The sequence below is a fragment of the Halomonas sabkhae genome (assembly GCF_030409265.1).
Lineage (GTDB): Bacteria > Pseudomonadota > Gammaproteobacteria > Pseudomonadales > Halomonadaceae > Halomonas > Halomonas halmophila.
Genome location: NZ_JAUFPM010000015.1, coordinates 161475 through 182315, shown reverse-complemented (window position 1 = coordinate 182315; position 20841 = coordinate 161475). Strand labels below are relative to the sequence as shown.

Here is a 20841-nt window from a genome sequence, read left to right as displayed (position 1 = left end):
AAGAGGCGTTGCCGCCCCGAGCGCCACGCGGTAGGCATGTCGCCCGAGCAGGACATCACGGACGAGCCGACAAGGAGAAGGCGTCTTGCTGGTGCTCACCGGCCCCGACAAGGGCAAGAGCCGTCTGGACGCACGGCAAGGCTGGTTCTGTGCAGCCTGGTTACCGTCCTGGCGGCCACTCGTCATATGACGGCTGGCTATCATCGAAGGTCAGCCAGGGCAGGTCATGGGACCGCCAGATATGCTGGACGGGGCGTTCCCCGGGGTCCTCGTCCAGAGTGGCGACGCGCAGGATGACGTGGGGTTGTCCCGTCCGCTCCGCCATGAGGTGCGTGCCGCATGCGGAACAAAACCAGCGTCGTTTCCCCGGAGACGATGCGTAGCAGGAGAGGCCATCCTCACCGGAGGTCCAGCGAAAATGCGGGCGCTCGACACCGGCTGTGGTCGCGAAGGCCGCGGCATGTGCCTTCTGGCAGGTTCGACAATGGCAGTGTCCGATCGGCATATCGAGCCGGTCGACCTCATACGTCACGACACCGCACAGACAGCTACCCTTCATGATCACCTCGCGTGATTGGCCTGGAATCCGGGCCCCGTCTCGAAATCGTCTGCCCCAAGCTGACGGTCATGTCGTGCGCTCGATCAGTTCGACCTTCCTGCCGTCGGGATCCCGGGCAATATGGACCACCTCACCGAGGATAGAATGCCGGGTCATCGTCTCGATGTGCGGAACGATCTCCTCGAGGTTCGGTACGCTAAAGCCAAGGCGTGTATGGTCCGCAACGTCTCCTTCGAGCAACGGATACAGCTCGAACACCATTCCTGCCTCCTGTGAGGCGTAGTGGATCGGGCCGTCGCCATGCTGTTCCTTCACGAAGCGAAACCCTAACCGCTCATAGAATCGCCTACTGACCTCCAGTGCCTGGCAGCGCAGGACGAGGAGGTTGAGCTGCAGGGCAGGCCTGTCCCTTTCCGGTGATGTCTCAATCATGCACTTCGATAAACCATTTGGGTTTCATGCGCCCGAAGTCCCGTCGGACGTGGGATGTCAGGCGCTTCCTGGAGTCGAGGACGAAGGCGCGCTCGCCTTGCCTGACGAATACGACCCAGTGCCAGAATGGCCTGCCACCTTCCAGGTGCCACTTGATGGCAAGCAGGGCCTTGTCCGGCAGCGCTTCCCAGGACTCGAATGGCGTCTCCTCCGGCGCTGTGGTTACCCGGAAGGCCTCGAGCAGGGTTCGGACATGCTGGGTGTCCGACCACAGGGCCTTGTCTTCGGCATGAATCCCCAAACCATTGGCGACCCGCTTGGCTTTCGGGTAGGACACGCCGGCAAGTGCCGCACTTGCAGCAATACCGCAGCCCGACAGTTCTTCCTGGATAACAGGTTTCATTGCACTCCCCGAAACAGCGAGTAACGAATCATGGCATGTCCTGGTGGAGAGTCGATAGGGCATTCGGCGGCGACCCGGTCAGGGGCGGCATCTTGCATGACGACGCTGAGGAGCCAGGGCTCCACCCCGGGGTCGGGAAGACCTCGCTGGTGACGGGGCGTGTTGGCTGCTGGTCCGGTGGCGGTGGTGCTTTTCAAGCAGGAGCCTCGAAACGCGTCGGGTCATCGCTGATCACGCCGCTAACGCCCCATTGCCAGCGTGGCGCGAAGGCGACGGGGTCGTTGGCGGTGTAGCACAGCAAGGGGTAGCCCGCCTGAGTGATCTCGCCAGCCCGGGCGGCCCGCAGGCGCCGCCAGTCGGTGTGCACACTGTAGGCGTCGATGGCCTCACAGCGGCTCGCCCAGTCGCCGGGGATGCGCTCGAAGAGGGCGCCCAGCGGCAGTCGCTCCGGCGGGGCATGGCGACGAGCGCGCTCCAGGGCCGGGGCATGGAAGGACGAGACGATCAGGCGCTGAGCGGGGCGGGCCTCGAGCAGCATGGGCAGCACGCCGTCGGCCAGTGCATCGGGGTCGCGGCCGCGATTGACCTTGAGCTCCAGATTGAGGCCCATATCGAGGGCGTCGATCAGCTCCAGCATCTGCGTCAGGGTAGCCATGGGTTCGCCGGCAAAGGCCTCGCCGAACCAGCCGCCGGCATCCAGATGAGCGGCGGCGTCGCGGCTCAGGTCGTCGAGGCGGCCGCGGCCGTTGCTGCAGCGCTTGAGGTCGCGGTCGTGCCAGATCACCGGCGTGCCGTCGCCCAGCAGCTGGACATCCAGTTCCACCCAGTCGATGCCGGCGTCGTGGGCCGCGCGTACGGCCGCCAGGGTGTTCTCCGGCGCCTGCGCCGAGAGACCACGATGGGCGATCAGGCGTGGCGCATGGGTCATGAGACGGTCTCCGGCGCGGCCAGGCGGTGCCCCTCCTGCGGGTCGAAGAGGTGCAGTCGCTCGGGGTCCGGGCGTAGATAGAGCCGGTCGCCCTCGGCAATCTGCTGGGCGCCATCCAGACGTGCAACCAACAGTTCCGCCTGACCGTCGAGCCTCACATGTGCCAGGGTGTCGGCCCCCAGGGGCTCGACCAGTTCGACCTGCGTGGTCAGGGTGGTGTCATCGCCCTGGCTGACTTGCACCAGATGCTCCGGTCGCACTCCCAGACAGACCGCATCGCCGACGTCGGCCGATGACCCGTCCCGCAGCAGGAGGTGCGTGCCACAGGGCAACGTGAGGACGCCATCGGCATGTCGAGCCTCGATGAAGTTCATCGACGGCGAGCCGATGAAGCTGGCCACGAAGCGGCTGGCCGGCTGGTCATAGAGGTGCATGGGCGTGCCCACCTGCTCGATGTGCCCGCCGTTCATCACCACCAGGCGATCGGCCAGGGTCATGGCCTCGACCTGGTCATGGGTGACGTAGACCGCCGTCACGCCGAGCCGCTTCTGCAGGCGGCGGATCTCGATGCGCATCTGCACGCGCAGCTTGGCATCCAGGTTGGACAGCGGCTCGTCGAACAGGAACACCTTGGGCTCGCGGACGATGGCCCGGCCCATGGCCACGCGCTGACGCTGGCCACCGGACAGCTGCTTGGGACGCCGGTCGAGCAGGTCCTCCAGACCGATCAGGCGCGCGGTTTCCTCGACCTTGCGGCGCCGCTCGGCCCTGGGCACGCCCTGGTTCTTCAGCGCATAGCCCATATTGTCGGCCACGCTCATGTGCGGGTAGAGGGCGTAGTTCTGGAAGACCATGGCGATATCCCGCTGGGCGGGTTCCAGATCATTGACGCGCCGGCCATCGATGGCGAGCGCGCCGCTGCTGATCGACTCCAGGCCGGCCAGCATGCGCAGCAGGGTGGATTTGCCACAGCCCGATGGGCCGACCACGACGACCAGTTCACCATCGTCGATGGTCAGGTCAACGCCATGCAGGGCGGTGACGCCATTGGGGTAGGTCTTGCTCAGGGCGTCCAGACTCAGGGTTGCCATGGGGGTGCGATCCATCCAGTCATAGGGTTATTTCTCGGCATCGACCAGGCCTTTCACGAAATAGCGCTGCATCAGCACGATGACCGCCACCGGCGGCAGCATGGCCAGCAGGGCGGTGGCCATCACGGCCTGCCAGGGCACCAGGTTGTCCGCCGAGGACAACAGGCGCTTGAGGCTGACGACGATGGTCATGTAGTCCGATTCGGTGGTGATCAGCAATGGCCAAAGATACTGGTTCCAGCCGTAGAGGAACATGATCACGAACAGTGCCGCGATATTGGTCTTCGACAACGGCAGCAGGATGTCCTTGAGGAACCGCCAGGGGCCGGCGCCATCCACGCGTGCCGCCTCGAGCAGTTCTGGCGGAACCGTCATGTAGAACTGGCGGAACAGGAAGGTGGCGGTGGCGCTGGCGATCAGCGGCAGGATCAGTCCGGCATAGGAATTCAGCAGGTTGAGGTCGGCGGCGATCTTGTAGGTCGGCATGATGCGGACCTCCACCGGCAGCATCAGGGTGATAAAGATCAGCCAGAAACACAGCCGCCGCAGAGGGAAGCGGAAGAAGACGATGGCATAGGCGGCGAGGATGGCAATGAAGATCTTGCCGCAGGCGATGCCCAGGGCCATGACCGTGGAGTTGAACAACAGCCGCGCGACGTCAGTGCCCAGCCGGGCCACCGGCTCGCTGAGAATGGCGCGAAAGTTGTCCAGCCCCTGGTCGCCGAACCACAGCGGGGCCGTGCCCGTGTACAGCGAAGACTGATCGTGCGTGGCCGCGGTAATAGCCAGCCATACCGGAAGGCAGAAGGCGATCAGGGCCAGGATCAGTAGCACATGGCTGGCAATGTCGAGGCCGGGGCGGCGATAGCGCATCGTGACGGGTCTCCGGAGTCAGTACTGGACCTTGCTTTCGAGGTAGCGGAACTGCAGCAGCGTCAGCAGCCCCACCAGCAGCATCAGCAACACCGACTGGGCCGCGCTGGAACCCAGGTCATAGCCGATGAAACCGTCTTCATACACCTTGTAGACTAGGGTGCGCGTCGCGCCGCCGGGTCCGCCCGCCGTGGTGGCATCGATGGTGCCGAAGGTCTCGAAGAAGGCATAGACGCTGTTCATGACCAGCAGGAAGAAGCTGGTCGGTGACAACAGCGGGAAGGTGATCGTCCAGAAGCGTCGCCAGGGGCCGGCGTTGTCCATGGCCGCGGCTTCCAGCAGGCTCTTCGGAATGGCCTGCAACCCGGCCAGGAAGAACACGAAGTTGTAGCTCATCTGCTTCCAGATCGAGGCCATGATCACCAGTGCCATGGCCTGTCCGCCGTTGAGCTGATGATTCCAGTCGATGCCCATGGCCTCCAGCCAGGCGCTGATCAGGCCGAGCTCCGGGTCCAGCATGAAGACCCACAGGACTCCTGCCACGGCGGGCGCCACGGCATAGGGCCAGATCAGCAGGGTCTTGTAGCCGTGGGCGCCCTTGATGACCCGGTCGGCGAGTACCGCCAGCAGCAGCGCCAGGGCCATGGCGCCCAGCGCCACGCTGATGCTGAAGGTGATGGTGATGCCCAGGGCCCGGTAGTACTCGGCAGAGGCGAGTACCCGGGTAAAGTTCTCGAAAGCCACGAAGACGCGGCCCAGGCCGAAGGGATCCTCGACATAGAAGGCCTGAATGACGGCCTGAGCCGCGGGCCAGAAGAAAAATATCGCGACGATGGCCAGCTGCGGGGAGAGAAGCAGCCAGGGGGTGAGGCGGTGACGTTGAAAGGTCGCCATGATCGTCCGTTACCGAGAAAGAGAAAACGCCGGAACGCCCGCGGGGCGTTCCGGCGCGCGACCGGGTGATCAGCCGTTGGCTTGCTGGAAGCGCTCCAACAGCTCGTTGCTGCGGCGCACGGCTTCATCCAGGCCTTCCTGGACCTCGACGTCGCCGTTGAAGATCTTCTCCAGTTGTTCCTCGATGGTATCGCGAATCTGCGGCATGTTGCCCAGGCGCAGGCCCTTGGAGTTTTCGGTCGGGGTGGCGCCGGTCATCTGCTCGATGGAGACGGCACTGCCCGGGTTGTCGTCGTAGAAGCCCTGCTCCTGGCCCAGGTCGTAGGCCGCCTGGGTGATCGGCAGGTAGCCGGAGAACTGGTGCCAGTCGGCCTGGACTTCAGCCGATGACAGGTAGTCGAAGAACTCGGCGGTACCCTGATAGACCTCGTCGCTCTGGCCTTCCAGGACCCACAGCGAGGCTCCGCCGATGATGCTGTTCTGCGGCGTCTCGATGACCTCGCTGGAGTAGGGCAGCGATTCCACGGAGAACTCGAAGCCTTCGGCATTGGAGCGCACGCCGGCCAGCGAGGCGGAGGAGGCCATCAGCATGGCGCAGCGGCCGGTATAGAAGGACGGTGCAGCCTCGTCGAAGCGACCGCCGTAGGCGAAACGGCCATCCTGCTGCCAGTCGGCCAGGCGCTGAATGTGATCGACCGCTGCGGTTTCATTGATTTCGAGGCGGGCATCCAGGCCACCGAAGCCGTTCTGCTCGCTGGCGAAGGGGATGTCATGACGGGCGGAGAAGTTCTCGAGCTGGATCCAGGACGGCCAGGTGGTGGTCATGCCGCATTCGGCGGCGCCGGACTCGACGATGGTGCCAAGCGCTTCGCCCAGGCCTTCCCAGGTGGCCGGCATCTCTTCCACGCCGGCCTCGGCCATGACGTCGCGATTGACATAGACCACGGGGGTCGAGGAGTTGAAGGGCATGGACAGCATCTTGCCGTCTGAGGTGGTGTAGTACCCCGTGACGGCCGACAGGAAGGCATCCGGGTCGAAGTCCAGGTCCGACTTGGCCATCAGCTCATGGACCGGCACGATGGCCCCTTCGGCATTCATCATGGTGGCCGTGCCGACTTCATAGATCTGCACGATGGCCGGTGCCTCGTTGGCACGGAAGGCGGCAATGGCGCTGGTCATGGTTTCGGAGTAGTTGCCGCGAAACGATGGCTTGACGACGTATTCGTCCTGGGACTCGTTGAAGTTGGCGGCGATCTCGTCGACCTTGTTGCCCAGTTCCCCGCCCATGGCGTGCCACCAGGCGATCTCGGTGGCGCTCTGTGCCGAGAGTGACAGGCCGGCGGCGGCCATGCCCAGCGTCAGTGCTCCCAGATGATGGATACGCAGCATCGCTTTCTCCTTGTCTTGTCGGGTCAGATTCCATTATCAGACGTGGCTGATGACAGTTGCATGAAAGTTAGATCATGGTTGTCGCCGACGCCATGCTGCATATGCGAGCCACGAGCCACGAGCCACGAGCCACGAGCCACGAGCCACGAGCCACGAGCCACGAGCCACGAGCCACGAGCTATGAGCTATGAGCTATGAGCTACGAGCTTCGAGTCGCGAACTGCGAGAAACGGGCTGTGGGCTACCAACCGCTCGTTTCTCGCCGCTCGTTTCTCGAGCGGCGAGCCGGGGTGGGCGCATGAGCCGGGAGTGCCAAGTGTGGTAGGCTGCGCGGTTTCTAGCGTGGTGAGCGACGGACGAGGGAGAAGTCGATGCGGGTGATGCATATCAAGAACGAGGCGCAGCGCGAGGCCTGCCTGGCGCGGTTGTGTGCGGAAGTCTACGGCCATCAGGCGGGTCTGGCACCGCTGTCGGTATTTGCCGGTGTGCTGGGCGTGTTGATCAAGCAGGAGGCGGCTCGCGTGCTGGCGCTGGTCGATGACGACGCTCGGCCGATTGCACTGGCACTGCTGGCGATGGATGAAACGGGCCAGAGCATGAACGTCATGCAGGTCGCCTCGCTCGTCGAGGCGGACGGCACCGACCCCGGCATGCGGCTGATCGCCGAGCTGGCAAGCCGCGCGCCGCTGCGCGTCGACGCCATGAACGAGGCCCAGCAGCAACGCTTCGAAGCGGCCGGTATCACGCGCTGGCTGGACGGCAAGAGCGGCGTGCGCATCGGCCTCGGCCCCAAGCATCCGACCCGTGATCTCAGTGATCCGCCCCGCACCCTGACGGTGGACGAGCAGGCCGTGGCGCAATCCTTCAAGCGTGACCCCGAGGCCTTCGAGGACTACAAGCGCCGCTTCATCCGTGGCCTGGAGTCCTTTCCCGCCACGCTGTGAGCGTCATTCCTGGACCCGGAAACTGCCCTGCATGGACGCGAAGTGCCCGGGGAAGGAACAGAAGAAGGTCAGGTCACGTCCGGCCAACCCCGCGGTCTCGAAGGTGATGCGGGTGCTCTCGCCGCCGCCGATGATCTCGGTGGCGGCGATCACTCGGTTGTCTCCCTCCGGTAGATAGTCGGCATCCGGGCCGGCCCGCATGCCGTCCATGGCCAATGCCTGGGCATCCGCCGTGGCCGCCAGTACCCAGTTGTGTCCCATGGCATCGGCGGGCATGGAGCCCGTGTGTTCCAGCGTCAGGGAGACGCTGTCGCAACTGGCCGGCACGCTCAGCGAGTCGCGGTCGAACTGCAATTGGTCGTTGCTCTCGATGGTCAGCTGGCAGGCGTCGTCACTGGCCAGCGCCGGTGTGCCGATCAGGCCGGCGGCCAGGCCGGCAGTCGCCAGGAGTCCCTTGATTATCGTCATGAGTGCCTCGTGTCTCACTGGGTGAATATCCCCTCGGACACCATGATAACGTCCTGGTTGCGTTTGTCTTGCGCGACATGTCGGACATGGCCTCGCCAGTGCCGGCTTGACCCGGCGCCCGTCAAGCGATTGACTGAGCCGAACAAATAGTTGGCCAATCAAGGAATCCGCTCATGGCACAGCGTATCGAGTTTTCGCAAACGGGTGGCCCCGAGGTGCTGCAACTGGTCGAGACCTCCGTTGCCGCCCCGGGGGCGGGAGAAGTGCGCGTTCGGCATCATGCCGTCGGCCTGAACTTCATCGATATCTATTTCCGTACCGGCCTCTACCCGGCGCCCTCGCTGCCTTCCGGCCTGGGCACCGAGGCCGCCGGTGTCGTTGAGGCGGTGGGCGAGGGGGTCGAACATCTGGCCGTCGGCGACCGGGTCGCCTATGCCCAGGGGCCGCTGGGCGCCTATGCCGAGGAGCGTGTCATTGCCGCGGATCATGTGGTGGCGCTGCCGGATGGCGTCACTTTCGAGACGGCGGCGGCGGCCATGCTCAAGGGGTTGACCGTCCAGTATCTGCTGCGCCAGACCTACCCGCTGCAGGGCGGCGAGACCATCCTCTTTCATGCGGCGGCCGGCGGTGTCGGCTCGATCGCCTGCCAATGGGCGCGAGCACTCGGCGTCAAGCTCATCGGCACGGTCAGTTCCCCGGAGAAGGCGGCGCTGGCCGAGCGCAACGGCGCCTGGGCGACCATCGACTATACCCGCGAGGATGTCGTCGAACGAGTGCGCGAACTGACCGCCGGCGAGATGTGCGATGTCGTCTATGACTCGGTGGGCAAGTACACCTGGGAAACCTCGCTGGACTGCCTCAGGAAGCGTGGCCTGATGGTCAGCTTCGGCAACGCCTCCGGGCCGGTGGAAGGCGTCAACATCGGCATCCTCAACCAGAAGGGCGCGCTGTACGTGACGCGGCCGAGCCTCAACGGCTACGCCGATACCCGTGAACGCCTCGAGTCGATGTGTATCGACCTGTTCGCCATGCTGGAAAGCGGCGAGGTGACCATCGACATCGGTCAACGTTTCCCGCTGGCCGACGCCGGCAAGGCCCAGCAGGCGCTGGCCGATCGTCAGACCACCGGCTCGACCATTCTGCTGCCCTGAGCGAGCCCGGGGCGTCTACAAGGATGCATCGAGCTCGCCGATCAGCCGCTCGCGGCGCTTGAGGGCTTCCAGGCCGGCATTGCCCAGGCGGTTGGCGGTTTCGCTGAGCAGCCCCTCGGCGAGCAGCATGAAGGCGCACATGCTGTTGCTGAAGAACAGGCTCTGGTCGGGTACCACGAAGTGGTATTTCGCCAGCCCGGCCAGGGGCGAGGCGGGCGAGTTCGTCAAGGCGATGACCTGAATGCCCTGACGCGCCGCGACCTCGGCAGTGGCCAGCACGCTGGGGGTATAGGGGAAGCCGCTCGCCACCACCAGGACGTCGTCTTCATCCAGCTGGGCCAGGGCGTCGGCGGCGCCATGGCGGGCCGCATCCAGCATGGCCGCATCGCCACGCAGCATGCCCAGCCCATAGGCCATGAAGGACGCCAGGGAGGCAAACTGGCGCATGCCGTGCACCCGGACCCGCGGCGCCTCGGCCAGTAACCCGGCAGCCTGCTGGAATGTTCGCGCGTCGAGGCCCGCCAGCAGGTCTGCCAGGTTGGCGCCTTCCTGCTTTTCCAGCCGCGACAGCCGCTCCATGCCGCCATTTTCCGGCTGGTCGGCCAGCAGGCGCGAGACCTGGTCGCTGTAGAAATGCCGGCCCTGGGTGACGTGACGACGAAAGATACCCTGCAGGCCGGCGAAGCCGCCGAAGCCCAGGCGCTGAGCCAGGCGCGACAGAGTCGAGGGGCTGACGCCGAGGCGCTCGGCGAGATGGCTGATCGACGACACCGCGGTCTCCTGGGGCGCCGCGACCAGCGCCGCCAGCACCTGACGCGAGCGCTTGCCGAGGCGAATCGGACTGGTGTCATCGGCCAGCTCGCTCAGCAGCCTTTCCAGATCTTCGAGGCTGGTCGGGCAGGGCGTGTCGGTGGGCGACATGAGGGCATCCTGGAGAGTCGGTGAGCGGTATCGTGTGGCACCATGCTGCCATATATTGCAAATATTATTCCATAAGTTGAGAATGGCAATGATATTTGCAAAATCCGGGAAGTCACCATGAGCCATGTGTTTCATCGCCAGCTGTCACACGCCTACCCTACCGCCGTGGCCGGCGAGGGCGCCTATCTGATCGATGCCGAGGGGCGGCGCTACCTGGATGCCAGTGGCGGGGCCGCCGTGTCCTGTCTGGGCCACAGCGATACCCGGGTGATCGACGCCATCCAGCAGCAGGTCGGGCAGCTGGCCTATGCACATAGCTCCTTCTTCACCACCGAGCCCATGGAGGCGCTGGCGGACTTCCTGATCGAGCGGGCGCCCGCCGGCTTTTCCTCGGTCTACTTCGTGTCCGGTGGTTCGGAGGCGATCGAGGCCGCGCTGAAGATGGCGCGTCAGTACTTTCTCGAGCGCGGTGAACCGGGGCGCCACAAGCTGATTGCGCGCCGTCAGAGCTATCATGGCAATACGCTCGGCGCACTGGCCACCGGCGGCAATGCCTGGCGCCGTCGCCAGTTCGAGCCGCTGCTGTCTGACGTGAGCCATGTCAGCCCCTGTTATGCCTACCGGGGGCAGGCGGCCGACGAGTCCCCCGAGGCCTATGGCGAGCGCCTGGCGATGGAGCTGGAAGAGGAGATCCAGCGGCTCGGCCCCGAGACGGTCATGGCCTTCGTCGCCGAGCCGGTGGTCGGGGCGACCCTGGGGGCGGTGCCCGCCGTGCCCGGTTACTTCAAGCGCGTGCGCGAGATCTGCGACCGGCACGGCATCCTGCTGATTCTCGACGAGGTCATGTGCGGCATGGGCCGCACCGGCAGCCTGTTTGCCTCCGAGCAGGAAGGCGTCACGGCCGACCTGACGACCATCGCCAAGGGCCTGGGCGGTGGCTACCAGCCGATCGGTGCCACCCTGGTCAGTGACGAGATCCGTCGGACCATTGCCGAGGGCTCGGGATTTTTTCAGCATGGCCATACCTACATCGGTCATGCCACGGCCTGCGCGGCGGCCCTGGCGGTACAGCGAACCATCGAAGAGCGCGACCTGCTGGCGCGAGTACGCAAGCTCGGGGAAGGCCTGCAGGACCGGTTGGTCGAGCACTTCGGCGAGCACCCCCATGTCGGCGATATTCGCGGACGCGGGCTCTTCCGCGGACTCGAACTGGTTGCGGAGCGTGACCGCAAGACGCCCTTCGACCCCTCGCACAAGCTGCATGCCGCCATCAAGCGCACGGCCATGGACGCCGGCCTGATGTGCTATCCCATGGGCGGTACCCTGGATGGGCGGACCGGCGATCATATCCTGCTGGCGCCGCCCTTCATTCTGGAAGACGCTCAGCTGGACGAAATCGTCGACAAGCTCGACGCGACACTCGAACGCGTTCTGCCGCTGCGCTGAAGGAGGCCTCGCATGAAGATCGAATCCCGCTTGTCGCCTCTGCAGCAGGAACACATGGATGCCGAGCAGCGTCGTGTGCTCGAGGAAATTCTCAGCGGTCCACGGGGTAATCTGGATGGCCCCTTCCTAGCCTGGGTGCACAGCCCCGGCCTGGCCGATCATGCCCAGCGACTGGGGGCCTTCTGCCGCTACGGCACACGCCTGCCGCTGCGTCTGACCGAGCTTGCCATCCTGGTCACCGCGGCCTGGTGGCAGTCCCAGGCGGAATGGCAGATTCACGCCCCGATCGCCCGTGAGGCGGGCGTGTCCGAAACGCTGATCGAGGCCCTGCGCGAGGGGCGGGCGCCGGATGTCGAGCATGATGACGAGGCGCTGGTGGTGCGCCTGGGACAGGCCATCTACCGCCACAAGCGCGTCGATGACGGGCTCTATGCCGAAGCGGTCGCGGCCCTCGGCGAAGCGGCGGTGGTCGAACTGGTCGGGGTGTTCGGCTACTACGCCCTGGTCGCCATGACCCTGAACGTCTTCGAGGTGCGTCGCGGCAGCGAACCCCTGCCATTCGCCGAGCCGCCACAAGACTGACGCGCCGCGGCCTGACGGTACAAGCTGTCCTCCGGGGCGGAAATGCGGCTATGCTGGCGTCACCTCGCATTTCATGGATGATTCGCCGGCATGACCGATAGCACCCTGGTTTTCACGCTGCTTGGACTGACACTGGTCGCCTTCATCTGGGGGCGCTTCCGCTATGACCTGGTGGCGCTGGCGGCGCTGCTGGCCGCCGTGCTGCTGGGGCTGGTGCCAGCCGAGGAGGCGTTTCTTGGCTTCGGTCACCCGGCGGTGATCACGGTGGCCGCGGTGCTGGTGCTCAGCCGTGGCTTCGAGCGCTCCGGGCTGGTGGACCTGATCGCCGAGCAGACGCTGCGCGTCGGCGAGCGGCTGGTGCCCCAGCTGCTGGTCCTGACCGGCACGGTGCTGGTGCTGTCCGGTGTGATGAACAATGTCGGTGCCCTGGCGCTGATGCTGCCGGTGGCCATCCGCATGGCACGCGAGCACGATACTCCGCCTTCCGTGCTGTTGATGCCGCTGGCCTTCGGTTCCCTGCTGGGCGGGCTGACCACCCTGATCGGTACGCCCCCCAATATCATCATCTCGAGCTACCGGGGCTCGCTGACCGGTGAGTCGTTCGGCATGTTCTCGTTCTTTCCGGTGGGCGCCGTGGTGGCCGTGTGTGGCCTGGCCTTCATCGTGCTGCTGGGCTGGCGCCTGGTGCCCAGGCGGGCCGGCAGCGCGTCCACCGAGGACATGTTCGATACCGCCCATTACCTGGTCGAGATGCGGGTTCCCGAAGCGGCCAATGCCGAGGGCTGGACCCTGCTGGAGCTGGGCGAGGCCGTCGAGGAAACCCTGCCCGTGCTGGCCGTGGTGCGCGATGACAAGCGCCACGCCGGGCACACCTTCCGGGGTGTGCTGCGTAAGGGCGATATCCTGCTGGTGGAAGCGGGCCCGGATGACATGAAGCTGCTCGAGGACAAGGCAGGGCTGGAGGTCGGGCCGACGCCCGACGAGGATGACGAAGCATCCGAGGACGGCGCGTCGCGCGTGGACACCGAGGGGCTGCAGCTGATGGAAGCCGTGGTGCGCACGGATTCCATGATGGTCAACCGCACCGTGGCGCAGTTGCGCCTGCATCATCAGTACGGGCTGCATCTGGTGGCGGTGGCCCGCGATGGTGGCCGCCTCAATCAGCGCCTGCGCGATATCCGCTTCCGCCCCGGTGATGTATTGCTGCTGCAGGGCGGCGAGAACGAGTTGACCGAGAGCCTGACGACCCTGGGCTGCCTGCCGCTGGCGCAACGCGAACTGGGCATCGGCCAGCCACGCCTGCTGCTGGTCTCGCTGGGCATCTTCGCCGTGGCCATCCTGGCCATGGTCATGGACTGGCTGCCGTCGTCGGTGGCCCTGACGGCCGCGGCGCTGGTGTCTCTGTTGGCGGGCGTACTGCCCCTGCGCGAGGGCTATCAGGCCATCGACGGGCCGGTGATCGTGTTGCTGGGGGCCATGATCCCGGTGGGGCAGGCACTGGAAACCAGTGGCGGGGCCGGGCTGATCGCCGAGTCGATGCTGGCGCTGGGCAGCGGCTGGCCCGTGGTGGTGACCCTGGGTGGGCTCTTCCTGCTGACGACCCTGTTATCGAACGTGGTCAACAATGCCGCGGCTGCGCTATTGATGGCGCCGATTGCCGCCAGCCTGGCCCAGGGCTTCGAGACCTCGCTGGACCCCTTCCTGATGGTGGTGGCGATCAGTGCGTCCTGCGCCTTCCTGACACCCATCGGCCACCAGTCCAATACTCTGGTCATGGGGCCGGGCGGATACCGCTTCGGCGATTACTGGTGGCTGGGGTTGCCGCTGTCGCTGGTGGTGATGGCGGTGACACTGCCCATGGTGCTGTGGGTCTGGCCGCTGTAGGTGGGGTGTGAATAGTGAGGAGTGAAGAGTGAAGAGTGAAGAGTGAAGCGTTAGGGGGGAGACGTGAGGTGTGAGGTGTGAGGTGTGAAGGGTAAAGCGTTAGGTGTGAGGGTGGTTAGGGAAGAAACGGGTGAGGAGAGGGGCGCGAGGCGCTGGATTTCCCTCACGCCTCACATCTTCTCTCCTCACACCTGCTCCCTATGCCGGGTGGTGGCGCAGCACCTTGGACTTGTCGGTGACGAAGGCGTCGTACTCGAAGTCGTCGACGCTGAGCATGTCCAGCACCTCGGCCTCGCGCTGGCGCATGAAGGTCGCGTCGTCTTCGTTGATCAGGCCGGCCTCCAGCGCTGCGTCGACCTGCTGCTCCGGATGCAACGCCTCGGCGGGGATCTCGCCCTTGGCGTGGGCCTTGCCGACCGTGCGATACAGCGCCTCGGCGCGCTCCTGAGTGGCCAGCAGGGCATTGTAGCGGGCCAGCGGGTTGTCCTGGGGACCATCGTCGGCGTCCCAGGTATTGGCCGTCAGTTTGTGGCGCAGGGCGCTGTCATGCGAGATGGCCTGGGCGATCCCGCGTGACAGGTCATCCTCGGGGCGCGACCAGCGACGTCCGCGGGGCATGATGATCACTCGCAGGGTGCGGCCCAGGGCGCGGTTGGGCAGGTTGTCGAAGAGCTCGACGAAGGCCTGCTCGGCGCGGTTCAGCAGGAAGCGAGCGGCATAGTGCAGCACGGCGTCCTCGCCTTCCACGCGCTCGCCCTCGTGCCACTGCTTGAGCAGCATGCTGGCCAGATAGAGGTTGGACAGCACGTCGCCGAGGCGTGCGGAGAGCATCTCGCGCTGCTTGAGCTGTGAGCCCAGGCTGGCCATGGCAGCATCCGCGGCCAGGCCGAAACCGGCCGACAGGCGCGCGATGTCCTGCGCGTAGGGAGCGGCTACCTTGTCGAAGGGCACGTCCGACTTGCCGAGGCCCAGGCCCTGGGTCAGGGCGCGGGCAGCATTGCCCAGAATCAGGCCGGCATGGCTGAAGAAGGCGCGGTCGAAGGCCTTGACGTCATCGGCGTCCTTGGCGGCCAGTTCCTCGAGCACATAAGGATGGCAGCGAATCGCTCCCTGACCGAAGATCATCAGGTTGCGCGTCATGATGTTGGCGCCCTCGACGGTGATGGCCACCGGGTTGGCACTGTAACCGATGCCCAGATAGTTGCGTGGCCCGAGCGTCACCGCCTTGCCGCCATGGATGTCCATGGCATCGGCGAGGATCACGCGCTGGAACTCGGTCAGCTGGCTCTTGAGAATCGCCGAGGGCACGGCGGGTTTCTGGCCATGGTCGATGGTGTTGGCGGTCTGGTAGACCGCGGCCTGGGCGATGTAGGCCATGGCGGTCATGCGCGCCAGGGGCTCCTGGACGCCTTCCATTTCGGCGACCGGCACATTGAATTGACGGCGGATGCGCGCGAAGCCGCCGCTCCAGCCGATGGCGTAGCGGGCCGTGCCGGTGGCGCCGGAGGGCAGGGTGATGCAGCGGCCGACCGAGAGGCACTCGACCAGCATGCGCCAGCCCTGACCGATCATTTCCTCGCCGCCGATGATGGTCGACAGCGGCACGAAGACCTTGTTGCCCTTGATCGGGCCATTGAGGAAGGGGCTGCCGATGGGATGATGACGGCGGCCGATCTGCATGCCCTCGGTCTCGCGTGGCACCAGCGCCAGGGTGATGCCGCGGTCTTCCTCGTCGCCCAACAGGTGCTCCGGGTCGAACAGGCGGAAGGCCAGGCCGACCACGCTGGCGATCGGCGCCAGGGTGATCCAGCGCTTCTCGAAGGTCAGTTCGAGGCCCAGCATCTCTTCGCCGTCCACCTCGCGCTTGACCACCACGCCGACATCCGGCAGGGAAGTGGCGTCGCTGCCGGCCCTCGGGCCGGTCAGGCCGAAGCAGGGAATCTCGCGGCCGTCGGCCAGGCGCGGCAGGTAGTGGTTCTTCTGTTCCTGGGTGCCATACTTGAGCAGCAGCTCGCCCGGCCCCAGGGAGTTGGGCACACCAACGGTGACCATCAGCGTCTCGCTGACCGAGAGCTTCTGCAGGATGGTCGATTGTGCCTTGGCGGAGAAGCCCAGACCGCCATACTCTTCGGGAATGATCATGCCGAAGAAGCGCTCGCGCTTGAGATAGTCCCAGAGTTCCTGGGGCAGGTCGGCGCGTTCGCGGGCGATGTCCCAGGCATTGCACATGCCGGCCGCGACGCTGCACTGGTGATCGACGAAGGCGCGCTCCGCGTCGCTCAGGCCGTCATCCTTGAAGTCCAGCAGACGCTGCCAGTTCGGGCGACCCGAGAAAATCTCGCCGTCCCAGGCCACACTGCCGGCCTCCAGGGCGGTGCGCTCGGTCTCGGAGACCCGGGGCGCGACCTTCTTGAACAGCGCGAAGATCCGCGGTGTCAGCCATGCCCGGCGCACGCCCGGCAAGCCGCAGGCGGCGATGCCGGCGGTGACGATCAGCAGCAACACGCCGATCACCGGGGCGCCGGCCGCAACACCGATCAGGCCGGTAACGCCGGTCACCGCCAGTGCCGGCAGGGCGCCTGCCTCACGGCGCATCACGATCAGCAAGCCGGCCACGGCCAGCACGAGCAGTATCAGGGTCAACATGAGCATCTCCGGGTGTGAGATAAGATTCGAACGTCTGTTTGAATTCTTGCAGAATAGCCCACTTTCCTGCAACTGACCAGTCAGGCAAAGGTGGTAGGGACTGGATGGCATAGCCGGCGGCAGGTCCCTGGACAGCAAAACGCCCCGTGCTGTCCTGAACTCACAGCCGGGGCGTCGTGGCGCGTGCCTGGTGGCGGCGTTATGGGGTCTGATCGAGCCGGCGCATGGGCGTCTGTTGGGCCGGGGCTCCCTCGGCCACGTAATAGGGCGCATCGCTCTTCGGCAGGGGCTCGCGGCCACGGATCTTGTCGGCCATTTTCTCGGCCAGCATCAGAGTCGGGGCGTTGAGGTTGCCGGTGGGAATCACCGGGAACAGGGAGGCATCGACGACGCGCAGGCCCTCCAGGCCATGCACCCGCCCGGCACCATCGACCACGCTGTCCTCGCCTTCGCCCATGCGGCAGCTGCCGCACGGGTGATAGGCGGTCTCGGCATGCTCGCGGACGAAGGCGTCGAGCTCGGCATCGGACTGGACATCGGGGCCCGGCGAGATTTCCCGGCCACGATAGTCGTCGAAGGCCGGCTGCTGGATGATTTCCCGGGTCAGGCGAATGGCGTCACGGAATTCCTGCCAGTCCTTGTCGGTGGACATGTAGTTGAACAGGATGCTGGGCGCCGCCGCCGGATCCCGGGATGTCAGGCGAATGCGGCCCTCGCTCTCGGAGCGCATGGAGCCGACATGGGCCTGGAAGCCGTGGGCCTCGACCGCGCTCTTGCCGTTGTAGCTGATGGCGATGGGCAGGAAGTGGTACTGCAGGTTGGGCCATTCCTCCTCGTCGCGACTGCGGATGAAGCCGGCGGCCTCGAACTGGTTGCTGGCACCGACGCCCTTGCCCAGCAGCATCCACTCGGCACCGATCTTCGGCTGGTTCCACCACTTCAGGGCCGGATACAGCGAGATGGGCTGGGTGCACTCGTACTGGATGTACATCTCCAGGTGATCCTGCAGATGGGTGCCGACGTTGTCGTTGACCAGCACCGGCTCGATGTCGAACTCGTCGAGGACATCCCGCGGGCCGACGCCGGAGCGCTGCAGAATCTGCGGCGAGGCCACGGCCCCGGCACACAGCAGGACTTCACGACGCGCCCGGACCTCCTGGGTATTGCCCTTGCGGGCGTAACGTACACCCGTGGCGCGTTTGCCCTCGAAGGTGATGACGTCGGTCATGGCACGGGTCTCGATGGTCAGGTTGGGGCGGTCCTTGACCTGGTCGAGGTAGCCGCGTGCCGTGGAGGCGCGGCGGCCATTGGGCGTGACGAAACGGTCCATGGGACCGAAGCCTTCCTGCTGATAGCCGTTGACGTCTTCGGTAGCGGGATACCCGGCCTGTTGGCCGGCCTCGATGAAGGCGTGGTAGAGCGGGTTGTTGCCGGCCTTGGGAGTGGTCACGCTGACCGGTCCATCGCCGCCATGATAGTCATTGGGGCCGATGTCGCGGGTCTCGGCCTTGCGGAAGTACGGCAGGCAGTCGGCATAGGTCCAGTCTTCCAGGCCGTCACGCTTGGCCCAGTTGTCATAGTCCAGGGCGTTGCCGCGGATGTAGCACATGCCGTTGATCAGCGAGGAGCCGCCCAGGCCCTTGCCGCGCCCGCACTCCATGCGCCGGCCGTCCATGTGCGGTTCCGGGTCGGTTTCGAAGGCCCAGTTGTAGCGTTTGCCCTGCAGGGGGTAGGCCAGTGCCGCGGGCATCTGGGTCCGGAAGTCGAAGCGGTAGTCGGGGCCGCCGGCCTCGAGCAGCAGGACCTGGACATCCGGGTCTTCGGTCAGGCGCGCGGCCAGGACATTGCCGGAAGAACCGGCGCCGATGATGACATAATCGAATTCACGAATCTGGGGCATGGGAGCCTCCCAAGGCTGAAACGGAGGTGGGTTGCGGACGTCTGCGGCGGATACGTACAGGCGGCGATGAGCGGCGGGGACAAGCTGAAGCGAGGGTCATCCGCCAGGGATGGCGGATGTAGCGCCCATGGAGGGGTTTACAGCGCCCTCGCGCAAGCTTGTCGACGCAACAGCTCATCGCGTCGCCGGTTAGCCAAGGGCTTTAGAACACCGACTCGAAGGGCCCCATTTCCACCTGCACGGACTTGGTCTGGGTATAGTGGCCCAGTGTTTCCAGGCCATTCTCGCGGCCCACGCCGGACTGCTTGTAGCCGCCAACCGGCATCTCGGCAGGGGAGTCGCCCCAGGTGTTGATCCAGCAGATGCCCGCCTCGAGGCGATGAATCACCCGATGGGCGCGATTCAGGCCCTCGGTGAAGACGCCGGCGGCCAGGCCGTAGCTGGTGTCGTTGGCGCGACGAATCACTTCCTCTTCGTCATCGAAGGCCAGAATCGACATCACCGGCCCGAAGATCTCCTCCCGGACGATGCGCATGCTGTCGTCGCAGTCGGTAAAGACGGTGGGCGCCGCCCAGGCCCCGTTGGCCCAGGTGCCCTGATCCCAGGCATCACCACCGGCCAGCACGCGTGCGCCTTCCTGCTTGCCCAGTTCGATGTAGGACAGCACCTTTTCCTGATGTTCGAAGCTGACCAGCGGGCCGAAGTTGATCGCCGGGTCCAGCGGATCACCGGCCTTGATGCGTGCCACGCGCTCGGCGATCTTCGCCTCGAAGGCCTCCTTGATGGAGCTGTCGACGAACACGCGTGTGCCATTGGTGCAGATCTGGCCACTGGAGTAGAAGTTGGCCATCATGGCGCCATCGGCGGCACGATCCAGGTCGGCATCGTCGAAGACGATCAGCGGCGACTTGCCGCCGAGCTCCATGGTCACGTCCTTGAGGCTGGAGGCGGCGGAGGCCGACATCACCTTCTTGCCGGTGCCCACCTCGCCGGTGAACGACACCTTGTCGATGCCGCCGTGGCCGGTGATCAGCTGGCCGACGCGGCCGTCACCATGCACCACATTGAAGACGCCATCGGGCATGCCGGCTTCGCTGAACACCTCGGCCAGTACCATGGCGGTCAGCGGGGTTACCTCGCTGGGCTTGAAGACCACGGCGTTGCCGGCGGCCAGGGCCGGGGCGGACTTCCAGCAGGCGATCTGGATCGGATAGTTCCAGGCGCCGATGGCCCCGATCACGCCCAGCGGCTCCGGACGCGTATAGACGAAGGAGGTATCGCGCAGCGGAATCTGGCTGCCCTCGATGGCCCCGGCCAGGCCGGCGTAGTATTCGAGCACCTCGGTGCCGGTGGCGATGTCCACGGCGGAGGTCTCGCTGATCGGCTTGCCTGTGTTGCGTGACTCGAGTTCGGCAATTTCGTCGTTGCGCTCGCGCAGCAGCGCCACGGCGCGCGCGAGGATGCGGCCACGCTCGGCACCGGTCATGGCGGCCCAGGTGCGCTGGCCTTGACGGGCCGCCGCGACGGCGCTGTCGACGTCGGCTTCGGCGGCCTGCTGAACCCTGGCCAGCAGGCTACCGTCGTAGGGATTCACGACCTCGAAGGTCTCACCGGAGGTGGCGTCCACATGGGCGCCATTGATGTAGAGGGACTGGGTATCGAGCTGTGTCATGGTGGCTCCCGTCAGGATTCGGCTTGGAGGTTGGCAGTGGGCAGCGAGGCCCGGGCCTCGGGTGCTTGCAGCAGTTGGTCAAGGTAGTCGCGTGCCAGGCGCCGGGCGTGGTCCGAGTCCAGGCCCTCCGGCGTCAGGGCGCCGCGCAGCCAGAGACCGTCGATCATGGCGGCCAGGGCTCGGGCGGCATCGCGAGCGGTTTCGCACGGCATGAGCCGGCGAAACTGGTGGCAGAGGTTGGCATACAGGCGCCGGTCGTTGACGTTCTGCAGGCGCTGCAGCTGCGGCTGATGCATGCTGCTGGCCCAGAAGGCCAGCCAGGTCTTGGCCACCGGGCCGGTTACCTGGGTGCGGTCGAAGTTGCCGTCGATGATGGCCTCCAGGTGGGCCCGGGGCGAGGGCGTCGACAGGGCACGGCGGCGCGCCGCCACGGCATCTCTCAGGTCATTGAGAATCTGGCGCATGGTTGCCTCCATCAGGCCATCCTTGCCGCCGAAGTAGTGGCTGATGATGCCGGCCGAAACGCCGGCCTGCCGCGAGATGCGCATGACCGTGGCATCCGCCAGGCCGACATCGTCGATGGCGGCCATGGTGGCCTTGATCAGCTGCTGGCGGCGGATGGGTTCCATTCCAACCTTGGGCACCTTGCTGCCTCCTC

Annotated in this window: 19 protein-coding genes; 5 read left to right on the top strand and 14 right to left on the bottom strand. The window is 65.7% G+C overall.

Annotated features, from left to right (window positions below; genetic code table 11):
* Positions 1-160: 160 nt before the first annotated feature.
* From QWY79_RS10040 to ugpB, 8 genes are all read right to left on the bottom strand, one after another.
* Positions 161-559: a GFA family protein gene (locus QWY79_RS10040; protein ID WP_290272343.1), complete on the bottom strand. Its 399-nt coding sequence runs from the start codon at positions 557-559 to the stop codon at positions 161-163.
* A 66-nt stretch (positions 560-625) separates the two neighbouring features.
* Entirely contained in the window at positions 626-991 is a 366-nt protein-coding gene (locus QWY79_RS10035; protein ID WP_290272341.1) for a VOC family protein, read from the bottom strand.
* Positions 984-1394: a hypothetical protein gene (locus QWY79_RS10030; RefSeq protein ID WP_290272340.1), complete on the bottom strand. Its 411-nt coding sequence runs from the start codon at positions 1392-1394 to the stop codon at positions 984-986. The genes QWY79_RS10035 and QWY79_RS10030 overlap by 8 nt, the downstream gene beginning before the upstream one ends.
* A gap of 193 nt (positions 1395-1587) precedes the next feature.
* Positions 1588-2322, bottom strand: coding sequence for a glycerophosphoryl diester phosphodiesterase (locus QWY79_RS10025; protein WP_290272338.1), 735 nt, complete (start codon positions 2320-2322; stop codon positions 1588-1590).
* Positions 2319-3413: an ABC transporter ATP-binding protein gene (locus QWY79_RS10020; protein WP_290272336.1), complete on the bottom strand. Its 1095-nt coding sequence runs from the start codon at positions 3411-3413 to the stop codon at positions 2319-2321. The genes QWY79_RS10025 and QWY79_RS10020 overlap by 4 nt, the downstream gene beginning before the upstream one ends.
* A 27-nt stretch (positions 3414-3440) precedes the next feature.
* The gene (ugpE, locus tag QWY79_RS10015; RefSeq protein ID WP_290272334.1) at positions 3441-4286 is read right to left on the bottom strand and encodes a sn-glycerol-3-phosphate ABC transporter permease UgpE; all 846 of its coding nucleotides are present in this window, start codon (positions 4284-4286) and stop codon (positions 3441-3443) included.
* Between the two features lie 18 nt (positions 4287-4304).
* The gene (gene ugpA / locus QWY79_RS10010) at positions 4305-5180 is read right to left on the bottom strand and encodes a sn-glycerol-3-phosphate ABC transporter permease UgpA (RefSeq protein WP_290272332.1); all 876 of its coding nucleotides are present in this window, start codon (positions 5178-5180) and stop codon (positions 4305-4307) included.
* 69 nt (positions 5181-5249) lie between these two features.
* On the bottom strand, positions 5250-6569 hold the full coding sequence (gene ugpB / locus QWY79_RS10005; RefSeq protein ID WP_290272330.1) for a sn-glycerol-3-phosphate ABC transporter substrate-binding protein UgpB: 1320 nt from the start codon (positions 6567-6569) through the stop codon (positions 5250-5252).
* A gap of 371 nt (positions 6570-6940) precedes the next feature.
* On the opposite strand from ugpB, the gene QWY79_RS10000 reads away from it, so the two are divergent.
* Entirely contained in the window at positions 6941-7513 is a 573-nt protein-coding gene (locus QWY79_RS10000; protein WP_290272329.1) for a hypothetical protein, read from the top strand.
* Positions 7514-7516: 3 nt separating this feature from the next.
* Here QWY79_RS10000 and azu read toward each other — a convergent pair whose 3' ends face one another.
* Positions 7517-7981, bottom strand: coding sequence for an azurin (gene azu, locus QWY79_RS09995; RefSeq protein ID WP_290272327.1), 465 nt, complete (start codon positions 7979-7981; stop codon positions 7517-7519).
* A gap of 173 nt (positions 7982-8154) precedes the next feature.
* Here azu and QWY79_RS09990 point away from each other — a divergent pair, with 173 nt between their 5' ends.
* Positions 8155-9132, top strand: a complete 978-nt coding sequence (locus QWY79_RS09990; protein ID WP_290272325.1) for an NADPH:quinone reductase — start codon at positions 8155-8157, stop codon at positions 9130-9132.
* A 15-nt stretch (positions 9133-9147) separates the two neighbouring features.
* On the opposite strand, the gene QWY79_RS09985 is transcribed toward QWY79_RS09990, so the two are convergent.
* On the bottom strand, positions 9148-10053 hold the full coding sequence (locus QWY79_RS09985; RefSeq protein ID WP_290272323.1) for a MurR/RpiR family transcriptional regulator: 906 nt from the start codon (positions 10051-10053) through the stop codon (positions 9148-9150).
* A gap of 117 nt (positions 10054-10170) precedes the next feature.
* On the opposite strand from QWY79_RS09985, the gene QWY79_RS09980 reads away from it, so the two are divergent.
* The 3 genes from QWY79_RS09980 to QWY79_RS09970 all read left to right on the top strand — a co-directional run bounded on the left by QWY79_RS09980 (position 10171) and on the right by QWY79_RS09970 (position 13965).
* Positions 10171-11499 carry an aspartate aminotransferase family protein gene (locus QWY79_RS09980; protein WP_290272321.1) on the top strand — a complete coding sequence of 443 codons (1329 nt, stop codon included), beginning with the start codon at positions 10171-10173 and terminating at the stop codon, positions 11497-11499.
* Positions 11500-11511: 12 nt separating this feature from the next.
* Positions 11512-12081, top strand: coding sequence for a carboxymuconolactone decarboxylase family protein (locus tag QWY79_RS09975; protein ID WP_290272319.1), 570 nt, complete (start codon positions 11512-11514; stop codon positions 12079-12081).
* Between the two features lie 90 nt (positions 12082-12171).
* Positions 12172-13965: an SLC13 family permease gene (locus tag QWY79_RS09970; RefSeq protein WP_290272318.1), complete on the top strand. Its 1794-nt coding sequence runs from the start codon at positions 12172-12174 to the stop codon at positions 13963-13965.
* 198 nt (positions 13966-14163) lie between these two features.
* On the opposite strand, the gene QWY79_RS09965 is transcribed toward QWY79_RS09970, so the two are convergent.
* The 4 genes from QWY79_RS09965 to betI form a co-directional block, all read right to left on the bottom strand.
* Positions 14164-16611 carry an acyl-CoA dehydrogenase gene (locus tag QWY79_RS09965; RefSeq protein ID WP_290272316.1) on the bottom strand — a complete coding sequence of 816 codons (2448 nt, stop codon included), beginning with the start codon at positions 16609-16611 and terminating at the stop codon, positions 14164-14166.
* 199 nt (positions 16612-16810) lie between these two features.
* Positions 16811-18511, bottom strand: a complete 1701-nt coding sequence (gene betA / locus QWY79_RS09960; protein WP_290272313.1) for a choline dehydrogenase — start codon at positions 18509-18511, stop codon at positions 16811-16813.
* 202 nt (positions 18512-18713) lie between these two features.
* Positions 18714-20183: a betaine-aldehyde dehydrogenase gene (gene betB, locus QWY79_RS09955; RefSeq protein ID WP_290272311.1), complete on the bottom strand. Its 1470-nt coding sequence runs from the start codon at positions 20181-20183 to the stop codon at positions 18714-18716.
* Between the two features lie 11 nt (positions 20184-20194).
* Complete coding sequence (betI, locus tag QWY79_RS09950) at positions 20195-20827, bottom strand: transcriptional regulator BetI (RefSeq protein WP_290272310.1); 633 nt, start codon at positions 20825-20827, stop codon at positions 20195-20197.
* Positions 20828-20841 lie beyond the last annotated feature (14 nt).